Source organism: Amycolatopsis kentuckyensis, assembly GCF_002155975.1.
GTDB classification, from domain to species: Bacteria; Actinomycetota; Actinomycetes; order Mycobacteriales; family Pseudonocardiaceae; genus Amycolatopsis; species Amycolatopsis kentuckyensis.
On the sequence record NZ_MUMI01000431.1, the window covers coordinates 1 to 9705 of the forward strand.

General features: G+C 73.6%; 11 protein-coding genes and 1 pseudogene. 4 read left to right on the forward strand and 8 right to left on the reverse strand.

The window, feature by feature from the left end:
* The 3 genes from CCN39_RS35050 to CCN39_RS35055 all read left to right on the forward strand — a co-directional run.
* On the forward strand, positions 1–1770 hold a 1770-nt coding region (locus CCN39_RS35050; protein WP_086849376.1), incomplete at its 5' end, for an MMPL family transporter.
* A 47-nt stretch (positions 1771–1817) separates the two neighbouring features.
* Positions 1818–1973, forward strand: a complete 156-nt coding sequence (locus CCN39_RS51330) for a transposase (protein WP_279629601.1) — start codon at positions 1818–1820, stop codon at positions 1971–1973.
* The gene (locus CCN39_RS35055) at positions 1973–2335 is read left to right on the forward strand and encodes a transposase (protein WP_208630515.1); all 363 of its coding nucleotides are present in this window, start codon (positions 1973–1975) and stop codon (positions 2333–2335) included. Before CCN39_RS51330 ends, CCN39_RS35055 begins: the two co-directional genes overlap by 1 nt.
* Before the next feature lie 15 nt (positions 2336–2350).
* Here CCN39_RS35055 and CCN39_RS35060 read toward each other — a convergent pair whose 3' ends face one another.
* The 8 genes from CCN39_RS35060 to CCN39_RS35095 form a co-directional block, all read right to left on the reverse strand.
* Entirely contained in the window at positions 2351–3070 is a 720-nt protein-coding gene (locus CCN39_RS35060; protein WP_086849378.1) for a sugar isomerase domain-containing protein, read from the reverse strand.
* 217 nt (positions 3071–3287) lie between these two features.
* On the reverse strand, positions 3288–3638 hold the full coding sequence (locus CCN39_RS35065; protein WP_086849380.1) for an STAS domain-containing protein: 351 nt from the start codon (positions 3636–3638) through the stop codon (positions 3288–3290).
* Positions 3635–4723, reverse strand: a complete 1089-nt coding sequence (locus CCN39_RS35070) for a cobalamin B12-binding domain-containing protein (protein ID WP_086849382.1) — start codon at positions 4721–4723, stop codon at positions 3635–3637. Before CCN39_RS35070 ends, CCN39_RS35065 begins: the two co-directional genes overlap by 4 nt.
* Positions 4720–6348, reverse strand: coding sequence for a PP2C family protein-serine/threonine phosphatase (locus CCN39_RS35075; protein WP_434781146.1), 1629 nt, complete (start codon positions 6346–6348; stop codon positions 4720–4722). Before CCN39_RS35075 ends, CCN39_RS35070 begins: the two co-directional genes overlap by 4 nt.
* Entirely contained in the window at positions 6341–6739 is a 399-nt protein-coding gene (locus CCN39_RS35080; protein WP_086849384.1) for an ATP-binding protein, read from the reverse strand. The genes CCN39_RS35075 and CCN39_RS35080 overlap by 8 nt, the downstream gene beginning before the upstream one ends.
* Positions 6740–6831: 92 nt before the next feature.
* Positions 6832–7215 (reverse strand): STAS domain-containing protein, encoded by a 384-nt coding sequence (locus CCN39_RS35085; RefSeq protein WP_086849386.1) that lies wholly within the window; start codon positions 7213–7215, stop codon positions 6832–6834.
* 100 nt (positions 7216–7315) lie between these two features.
* Positions 7316–8482, reverse strand: a complete 1167-nt coding sequence (locus CCN39_RS35090; RefSeq protein ID WP_086849388.1) for a VanZ family protein — start codon at positions 8480–8482, stop codon at positions 7316–7318.
* 75 nt (positions 8483–8557) lie between these two features.
* The gene (locus CCN39_RS35095) at positions 8558–8752 is read right to left on the reverse strand and encodes an antitoxin (RefSeq protein ID WP_086849390.1); all 195 of its coding nucleotides are present in this window, start codon (positions 8750–8752) and stop codon (positions 8558–8560) included.
* Between the two features lie 313 nt (positions 8753–9065).
* On the opposite strand from CCN39_RS35095, the pseudogene CCN39_RS35100 reads away from it, so the two are divergent.
* Positions 9066–9705: pseudogene (locus CCN39_RS35100) on the forward strand (sulfatase); the annotation flags it as partial.

A 9705-nucleotide genomic window follows, 5' to 3' on the forward strand; every position in this document is an offset into this window, starting at 1 on the left:
CTCGGCCGGCCGGAGCGGGCGCCGCGGGACGACCAGGCCGCGCAGCTGGCGGTGCCGATCTTCGCCGACGGCAACCCGGCCGACGTCGTCAAGGAGGTCCGGGAGCGCCTCGGCGGCGCGCCGGCCGGGCTCACCGTGCTCGTCACCGGGCCGGCCGGGCAGATCGCCGACCTGGTCAAGGCGTTCGGCGGCATCGACGGGATCCTGCTGCTCGTCGCCGGTGGCGTGGTCGCGCTGATCCTCATCGCCGTCTACCGCAGCCCGCTGCTGCCGTTCCTGGTGCTGCTGTCGGCGGTGTTCGCGCTCGGGCTCGCCAGCCTCGTCGTCTACCTGCTGGCCGAGCACGACGTCCTCGCGCTCAACGGCCAGAGCCAGGGCATCCTCTCGATCCTCGTGTTCGGCGCGGCGACCGACTACGCGCTCCTGCTGGTGGCGCGGTTCCGCGAACAGCTGCGTGACACGCCGAGCCGGTTCGACGCGCTGAAGCTCGCCTGGCGCGCGACGCTCGAACCGATCGCGGCTTCGGCGGGCACGGTCGTGCTCGGCGTGCTGTGCCTGCTGTTCAGCGACCTCAACTCGAACAAGGGCCTCGGCCCGGTGGCGGCGATCGGCATCGGCGCCGCGCTGCTGGCGTCCACCACGTTCCTGCCGGCCGTGCTGGCCTTGTGCGGGCGCGGCGCGTTCTGGCCGTTCAAGCCGGCGCTGGGCTCGCCGCACCCGGAGACGTCGGGGATCTGGGGCCGGGTCGCGCGCCTGGTCGGCCGCCGCCCGCGCACGGTCTGGGTGGTGACGGCGCTGGTGCTCGGCGTCGGCGTCGCGTTCCTGCCGCAGCTCAAGGCGTCCGGGACCGCGCAGTCGGACGTGTTCCTGACCGAGGTCGAATCCGGGACCGGCCAGGAGATCCTCGGCCGGCACTTCCCGGGCGGCCTCGGCGCACCGGCGATCACCATCGCCGACGCCGGCGCGCTGCCCGCGGTCCTGAAAGCGTCCACAACAGACGGAGTGGCGCAGTCGTTCCCGGTGCCGGGCCCCGACGGCCGCCCCAAGGTGGTCGGTGGCCGCGTCCAGATCCTGTCGGTGCTCACGGATCCGGCGGACTCGGAGGCGGCGGTCGCGACGGTCGGCCGCCTGCGCGACGCGGTGCACGCGGTCCCGGAGGCGAACGCCAAGGTGGGCGGCCCCACGGCGATCCAGCTGGACACGCAGCAGACGTCGAAACGCGACCGGGCGCTGATCATCCCGATCGTGCTGCTGGTGATCTTCCTGGTCCTGGCACTGCTGCTGCGGTCGTTGCTGGCGCCGCTGCTGCTGATCGCCACGGTGGTGCTCTCGTTCGCGGCGACGATGGGGGTGTCGGCGCTGGTGTTCAACCACGTTCTCGGCTTCCCGGGCGCGGACCCGGTGGTGCCGCTGTTCGGGTTCGTCTTCCTGGTGGCGCTGGGGATCGACTACAACATCTTCCTGATGACCCGGGTCCGCGAGGAGGCGCTGACCCGGGGAACGCGCGCCGGGACGTTGCGCGGGTTGTCGTTGACGGGCGGGGTGATCACCTCGGCCGGCGTCGTGCTGGCGGCGACTTTCTCGGCGCTGGCGGTGATCCCGATCCTGTTCCTGGCGCAGATCGCGTTCATCGTCGCGTTCGGCGTCCTGCTGGACACGCTGCTGGTGCGGTCGCTGCTGGTCCCGGCCCTGACCATCGACGTCGGGCGGCGCATCTGGTGGCCGTCGAACCTGGCGCGCCGGGAAGCCGCCGGCGCGCCGACGGGCTAGGGCGTGTCCTGTAAGCGGTTGAGCTGGACCTCTGGTAGTTGTGCCCGGTGGTTGGTCGCGGTGAGCTGACAGATAAGGCGTGGGCGGTGATCGAGCCGCTGCCGCCGCCGCAGCAGGGCGGTGGCCGGCGGTGGCGCGATCACCGCCAAGTCATCAACGCGATTCTCTGGACCCCGGCCAAGCGGGAGACAACCCACAGCTGATGCCACTACTGGATGGCATCAGCGTCGCCCGCCCCGGGCCAGGCCGGCCACGCTGCCGGCCGGAGACGGTGATTGCGGACAAAGCGTACTCACATCCCTCGACCCGCCAGGCAATGCGAGACCGGCGCATCACCTTCGTCAGCCCGGAACGGGAAGACCAGACCGCCCACCGCAAGGGCAAGGGTTCCCGCGGCGGGCGACCACCGGTCTTCGATGCCAAGATCTACAAACAGCGCAACGTGGTCGAACGGTGCTTCAACCGACTCAAGCAGCTCCGTGACCTGGCCACCCGCTACGCCAAACGCGCCGCCCACTACCAGGCCGAACTCACCATCGCCGCCATCGCCCTCTGGCTCCGATGACTTACAGGACAGCTCCTAGAGCATCGGTACCCGGTCCCGGTAGTGGCCGAGGTGCTTCTCGTTGGCGGTGTCGCCGCCGGGGAGGTTCGAGCTCTGCCAGAGGGGGACGGCGGCGTCGCCGGCCAGGGTGGTCAGGCGGACGAGCAGGAGGTTCCAGAGGTAGGTCGAGCAGAGGGTCGACAGCGCCGCGGTGGTTCCGCTGGGCGTGGGGACCACGGCGTCGCCGGGTGGGATGGCGGTGTCCAGGACGGCGTCGGCGAGCTCGCCGAGTTTGGCGAAGGAGCGTGCCGGGGCGCTGTCCATGTGGGGCCGGGAAGAGAACGCGACGACGTAGGCGCCGGCCTTCTTCAGCTCGTCGGCGAGCTCGACCGGGAAGGCGTTGACGCCCGAGTTGGAGAAGATGATCCCGACGTCACCGGGCTGGACCTGCGCCTGCGCGACCAGGGTCGCCGCCAGTCCGGGGATGCGTTCCAGCTGGGTGCTGGCCTGGGCGCCGTGCAGGGGCAGCAGGCCGGGGTGGAACAGCGGGCGCACGCAGGCGAGCCCGCCCGCGCGGTAGAACGTCTCCAGCACCGCGGCCAGGCCGTGGCCCGCGGCCGCGGTGTGCACGAGCCGGCCGGCGTGGACGACGTCGAGGAGCCGGCCGGCCACCGTGTCGAGGGCGGCGGCGTTGCGGTCTTCGATCAGGCGGAGGTGCTCGCGCACCGCGGTGCCGAAGTCGGCGGAAAAGTCCACGGGTTCTCCTAGCTGGACGACGGAGGCCCCTATGGTCTAGACCATTCCGGGCGGGTTGGCTAGTCTGCGTCCGTGACCGATCCCGTGTTCCTCGTCACCGGCGCATCGTGGGGCATCGGAGCTCGTCCCAGGACCCGAAGCTCGACCCCGCGGTCAGCCGGCCGTGAACGAGATCCTCGTCGGGCCGGGCCGCTGGACGGCGGCGCGGTGCACCGGCTCAGGAATCCCGCCGGGCCCGGGAGTCCGCCGGTTCGCCGGTCAAGTACACGGCCGTACCCGTGCGGGTGAGCAGGCGCTCCAGCGCGGGCTGCCGGTTGTCCAGGTGGAGCCGGGCGCCCGCGCCGGTGGCCACGCGGTGCACCTTCATCAGCTCCGACAGCCCCGAGGAGTCGCAGAAGCCGATTTCGGCGCAGTCCAGGCGCACTTCGCGGACGCCGGGGTGCCCGGCCAGCCGGTCGGTGACCAGCCGCAGCAACGCGCCGGTGGTCGCGAACTCGAGGTCGCCGTCGATCGTCACGCGGGCGATGTCGTCCTCGACGGCCCAGGTGCAGGTCAGCTCGGCAGTCATGCGGACCGCTCCGATCCGGCGGCCGGCTCCGCCAAGTGCGTTCGTGCGGTGCGGAGCATGCCGGTGGCCCGCGGGAAGTCGCGCAGCTCCGCTTCGAGGAGCTCGAGCGCCGGGACGAGCGAGGCCGCCGGGACACCCCGGGCGGTCAGGATGCCGGCCGTCCAGGTCAGGAACCCGGTCAGCAGCTCGCCGTCGCCGACGTAGAGGGCGGTCGCCAGGAACTCGACGATGTGCGCGAGGTCCTCGGCCGTGTACTGGCGCTGCAGGTCGGTGTACTCGCGCAGGGCCGGGATCCGCTCCTCCAGCCCGGCCAGCACCGTCTTCACCAGCCGGCCCGAGCTACGCGTGACGAGCGTGTACTCCTGGTCGGCCAGGTGCGGCAGGTCGTCGAGCGGCTGGTGGGCCCAATGCGGCCGAGGGGCGCTGTGCGGCCGGGGGAGCGGCTCGGCCAGCCGGTCGGCGGCCGCCCGCGCGTCCGGGGCCCACGCTTCGGCGCCCAGCAGCCGCGCGTACCGGCCGTCGGGCCCGAAGGCGGCGCCGCCCGCGATGACCGGGGTCGCCGCCGCCTGGCACGCCGTGATCGTCGCGTGCGCCGTCGGCAGCCGGGTCGCGAGCGAGCCGGACAACGCCACCGCGTCCGGGCCGGTCCGGTGCAGGTGGGCCACCAGGTGCGGGGCCGGCACCTGCGCGCCCAGGTAGTCGACGTGGAACCCGCGCAGCCGTAGCACTTCGGACAGCAGCCGGGCCGGCATCGCGTGCCACTCCCCGTCGACGCACGCGACGGTGATCCGGCCGAGGTGCGGCTCCGGTCGCTCCAGCACGTAGCCGAAGGCGGCGATGACGCGGTCGTTGATCGCCGTCGCCGCGTGCTCCTGGGCGACGGTGAGGCGGTTCGCCGCCCATTCGCGGCCGACCCGCCGCTGCACCGCCCCGATCACGTCGAGCAGCACGCTCTCCGGGTCGGCCCCGTCGCCGAGCGCCCGGACCACGACGTCGCCCGCCGTGTACTCGTCGCCGGCCGTGACGGCGGCCCACAGCCGTTCGGCGTGCTCGGCCACCTCGGTGGCGCGGGTGGCGGTGCTCATGCGGTGTACCTTCCGCGGCCGTGGCCGCCGACCGCGGCCAGGTGCTGCCCGCGCGGCGCGGTGATCGCCAGCACGGCCATGTCGTCGTGGGTGCCGCGCCCGATCCACTGCGAGGCCAGCATCTGCACGCGCTCGACGACGGCGTCGGCCGGCATGTTCGCGCACTCGGCCACAGCCTGCTTGAGCCGTTCTTCGCCGAACATGGCGTCCCCGAGCGGGCCGCCCTTCGCCTCGACGATCCCGTCGGTGTAGAGCAGGCAGGTCTCGCCGGGGTGCAGCGTGATGTCCGCGCTCGACGACTCGATCTCGGGCAGCACGCCGATCAGGCTGCCCTGGCTGTCGGCCTCCTCGACCCGGCCGTCGGCCCGCACGATCAGCGGCGGCGGGTGCCCCGCGCAGGTCACGCGCAGCCGGACGGTGGCGCCGTCCCGCCGCGCGGAGGCCAGCACGAGGGTGACGTAGCGGGCGTCGGCGTTGTCGCCGAGCGTGCGGTTCAGCAGTTCGAGCAGCCGGTGGTGGTCGCCGGCCATCGGCAGCAGCGCCCGCAGCGTGGTGCGGATCTTGCCGGTCAGCACGGCCGCGTCGAGGCCCTTGCCGCAGACGTCGCCGAGCACGGCCAGGGACTCGTCGCCCTCGGCGGTGATGGCCGAATGGACGTCGTAGAAGTCGCCGCCGATCCGCTCGCCGTCGCGGGCCGGGCGGTAGCGCCCGGCGAACTCGACGCCGCCGAGCTGCTCGAGGGTCGGCGGGAGCAGCTCGCGCATGAGCGTGTCGGTGATCGACGCCTGCAGCGCGAACACCCGCGCCGCCGACATCGCCGCGCCGGCCCGCGCCGCGAACAGCCGGGCGAAGAGTTCTTCCTGGCCGGTGAACGACGCCCGGTCACCGCGGCGCAGCAGGACCAGCGCACCGGCGGGGACGCCGTGGCCGGGCAGCGGCGTCACGACGATCGAGCCGACCGGCCCGAAGCCCTCCGGCAGCACCCAGGACGGCGCCGCGCCGGGGTCGAGCCAGCGCGACGGCACCGGCGGGAAGCCCTGCAGCGCCTCGCCGAGGCCGGGCAGGTCGTCCGGGTCGATGTCCAGCCGGGTCCGGACCGGCCGCCCGCCGCGCACGCAGGAGACGGCGGGGAAGCCCACGCCCGCGGTGGGGGCCAGGACGAGTGCGGCGTCGGCGAGGTGCTCCGCGGCCAGCCGGGCCGCGACCTCCATGCAGCGGTCCAGGTTGAGCGAGCCCAGCAGCGCGGCGGAGGCTTCGCTGAGGAACGTGGTCCGCTCCTGCTCGCGGGCCAGCGCCTCGCGCGCCGAGCGGACGTCGGTCTCGTCGACCAGCCACCAGGTCACGGCCTCGCCGTGCGGGACCGGGTGCGCGGCGAAGGCGCGCTCGCCGACCTCGCCGCGGACGACCTCGTCCGCGCCTCGGTCGTGCGCGGCGGTCAGCCACTCCGCGACCCCGCCGGCCGCCGGGTGGCCCGGGTCGGCGGCGGGGAACAACAGGTGGGCCGCGTCGTTGAGCGCGCGGATCGTCCCGGGGCGGTCGATCACGACGGCCGCGGCCGGTGCGGCCGCCCAGCCCCCGGTGCGGTCGATCGCGACTGCGGGCGCGGTGTGCGCCGGATCAGCCACGGGCACCCGCCGGATCCGGGTCGGTGGCCAGCTCGGCCCACAGGGTCTTGCCGCTGGGCCGGCGCAGCTGGCCCCAGGCCGCCGCGCAGCGTTCGACCAGCAGGAGCCCCCGCCCGCCGTGGTCGGACGGTGTCCGGCGGCGGGCGGGCTCGACGCCGCTGTCGTCGACCTCGATCCGCAGCTTGGCCGCACCGGGCAGCAGGCGGACGTGGTAGGGCGCGCGGCCGTGGCGCAGCGCGTTCGACGTCAGCTCGTCCACCACCATGACCGCCGTGCCGACGAAGTGCGCCGGGAAGCCGCCCAGGACGGTCCGGACCCAGTGGCGGACCCGCGCCAGTTCGGAAAGTTCGGGGGAGATGCCGAGTTCGTGCCGGGCAAATCGGAGTTTCACGTCGGCCTCCTTCGCTGTGCCGGCCTCCGCGGGGAGGCCCTCCCCTTCTTCATGCCCGGAACCGGGCCCGCCGACACGGGTATCCGAGGTTGTCATGCCACACCCCAGGAAGTTTCGACCGATTCGCGGGCCGGGTGCACGGGCATCACGTCGCCGAGGCCGAGTAGGGCGATGGGCCGGGTCACGGCCGGAGCGGCCGACACGACGGCGAACCTGCCGCCCGCCGCGCGCAGCCCGCGGGCCAGCCGCAGCAGGACCTGCAGGCAGCTGGAGTCGCAGTAGGTCACCTCGGCCATGTCCACGACGACCCGCGCCGGGCCGGGGTCGGCCGGGAGCAGCTCCGCCAGCTTCGCCGAGGCCGCGAAGTCGAACTCACCGCGCAGGGTGTAGCCGCCGGCACCCCCGGAGTCGTGCGCTTCGAGCGACCAGCCGTCACCGGAATACCGCTGCCGGGGCCGCGCTGCGTCGGTGGTCATCGAAACTCCAGGAAGGGGACGTGAGGACACGGGCTGGCGGCTCAACCCGTTCCGGACGCAATCTACCAGCGCTGTCGAGGCCGGGCAGCACGGTGTCCCGTCACCGTCCTTTAAGGACTTTCTCCGGCGGTGCGGGTGCCGGCGCCGGTTCCGCGGCCTCCGGCGGCACGACGGCGGTGTTCACCGTGCGGGTCAGCCGCTCGTACGGCGCCCGGTGCTCGTTGTCGAGCAGCACCGCCAGCGGCGTCCAGACGCCGACGACGAACACCGACGCGGCCAGCGCGACCGGCAGGAGCAGCTGCTCGGGGTGGTTCGCCAGGTCCCAGCGGTCCAGGTCCAGCAGCAGCCAGGTGAGCCACAGCGGCGAGAGCAGGACGCCGTTGCGGACCAGCAGGGCGACCGGTCCGGCCCGCCGGCCGCCCCGGCGGGTCACCCGCAGCAGCATCGCGCGCTTGCCGGGGGTCGACCCGGTGACGGTGGGCAGCACCACGAACCACACGAGGGCGAGGATGACGACCGGCGTGTCGCGGTGGCGCAGGTCCTCGCCGAACAGCGTCAGCAGGCCGAAGAGGAACCCGAGCAGCGCGGCGAACCCGAGCAGGTCGGTGGCCAGCGCGAACAGCCGCCGGGTGAAGGTGACCTTCGCGGCGTAGCGGCGCCGGTCGTGTTCGGGTTCCGGCGGCGGGAGGAGGCGCCCGAGCGGGCCGGCCAGCAGCCAGCCCGTGACGACGCCCGCGGTGTTGAGCAGCAGGTCGTCGACGCTGAAGAGCCGGTACGGGCAGGGGTAGACGAACCAGAGGCCGGTCAGCTGCGTCAGTTCGAAGAACAGCGACACGCCGAAGCCGATCAGCGTGGCGGGCACCAGCCGCACCCGCTGGGCGTAGCGGGTGTAGAAGCCCAGCGGGACCAGCATCACGACGTTGAGCGCGGTGGTCCAGACCGCCGGGTTGTGCAGCAGCGCCCCGGGACTCCAGTGGCCGCGGGCCCGCTGCGAAACCACCTCGACGAAGTAGAACGGCCGCAGCTGCGGGGAACTCGCGTAGGTGTGGCCCGCGCAGTACGCCGGGTCGGCGGGCAGCGGCAGCACCGTCTGCGTGGCGATCGCCAGCAGGTAGAACAGGAACGCGTAGAAGACGAACGTCGTCCATCCGCCGGCGCGGCCCCGGCGGCGGTAGCTGACGAAGGCGGCCGGCAGCATCACGGCGAGCGCGACGAGCGGGAACAGGAGCAGGGCGGTCCGGACGGGGACGAGGTAGGTGGCGACCACGGAGCCGGTGGTACCCAGCCGCGGGGGTGGTGAAGCGCGCTTCCCCCGGACGGCTGGGCGTGCCCCGGGCCGGGCCTACTGCGGGGGCGGCTCCTGCTGCCCGCCGCCCTGCTTGTGCAGGTAGTCCTTCACCTTGTCGGAGCCCTGGTCGATCTTGTCGGCGTGCTGGCCGAAGCGCTGCTTGGCGGCCTCGGCGGCCTTGTCGACACCCTGGTCGGCCTGGTCCGGGTGTTTCCCGAGCGCTTCCTTCGCCTTGTCGAACAGATTCATCGTGGGCCTCCGGTCGGGATTCGATCTTCGGACACCCCGAGGAGAACACCGGGGGAGCGGGCCCGCAACGCTCCTTCCCCTGTGCCGGGGATTTCGCGGTTTTCGCGGGTGAAAGGCGGTCTCACGGGGTTTGGGCCGGGTGCGTCCGGGTACCGGCGATCGCTTTCGCGCGAGCGGGGCCGGCCGCCGGTGGCGTGCGGAGACCCGGGGGCGCGTGAACCGCGCGCCGCCGTGGCCCGTATATCGGGGTGACGATCGCCGCCCGGCCGCACGGGCCGTCGGTCACACCGTGCACCACGACGTGAGGCTCGCCATGGTTGGAAACATCGGTCTGCCGCTGGTGCGGCGCGTCCGCCGCCGCACCCCGGCCCCGGGGGCGGCCCTGCCCGACTTCGGGCTGCCCCGGCTCGGACGGCGCCGGCACGCCGTCGCGAGCCGGGTCCTCACCGGGCTGGCCGCGCTGCTCGTGCTGTTCGGGCTCCTCGCCCCGGACGACCTCAGCTCGTTCTCCGCCGCCGCGCTGGTGCGCGTGCCCGTCGAGGGGCTCGTCATCGGCGCGGTCCTGCTGGTCCTGCCGCCGCGGGCGCGCCGCGTCGTCGCCGTGCTCGTCGGGCTGGGGCTCGGGTTGCTGACCCTGATGAAGGCCCTCGACACCGGCTTCTACGCGACGCTCGAGAAGCCGTTCGACCCGGTCTACGACTGGAGCTTCTTCCACGCCGGCGTCGAGTTCCTGGCGGGGCAGATCGGGAACGCGGCCACGACCGCCGCGCTGATCGGCGCCGGCCTGCTCGCGGTGGCCGTGGTGGTGCTGATGGTGCTCGCGGTGCTGCGGCTCAGCCGCGTCGCCGCCGGACGGCGGACCGGCGCGACGCGGGTCGTGGCCGTGCTCGCCGTGGTCTGGATCGTCTCCTCGGTGTTCGGCGTCGAGCTCGCGCCGGGGCAGCCGGTCGCCG